Source organism: Pseudomonas tremae, assembly GCF_001401155.1.
GTDB classification, from domain to species: Bacteria; Pseudomonadota; Gammaproteobacteria; order Pseudomonadales; family Pseudomonadaceae; genus Aquipseudomonas; species Aquipseudomonas tremae.
The window spans coordinates 1-421 of the sequence record NZ_LJRO01000132.1 but is presented as its reverse complement, the minus strand read 5'-3'; the positions used below and the strand labels follow the sequence as shown (position 1 = coordinate 421).

The window sequence follows — 421 nt, the reverse complement described above, 5'->3', positions numbered from 1 at the left end:
ATCTGGATACGCCGCCAGCACTGAACTTTTATGCGGTTTCGGCGCTTATTGCGTCTGATCGTGTATTGATTCCGTTCGACTGCGACAGCTTTTCCCGACAGGCGCTGTACGGACTGATGCGCGAGATCGAGGAGCTGAAAGAGGATCACAACGAAGATCTTCAGGTTGAAGGCATCATCGTCAACCAGTTCCAGCCCCGAGCCAGCCTGCCGCAGCAGATGCTCGACGAGCTGATAGCCGAGGGGCTGCCGGTGTTGCCGGTCTACCTGGGCGCATCGGTGAAAATGCGTGAGTCGCATCAGGCCAGCCTGCCGCTGATCCACCTGGACCCCCGTCACAAGCTGACGCAGCAGTTCGTGGACCTGCATCACTTGCTGGAGACCAATGCCCATCCGTGACGCGTATGCACCGCGCGTAGCAC

Annotated in this window: 1 protein-coding gene; it reads left to right on the top strand. The window is 58.9% G+C overall.

Translation table 11 applies throughout. The features are described from left to right. A partial coding sequence (locus tag ALO43_RS09390; protein ID WP_157062280.1) for a ParA family protein occupies positions 1 to 398 on the top strand: 398 nt, incomplete at its 5' end. Between the last annotated feature and the right edge of the window lie 23 nt (positions 399 to 421).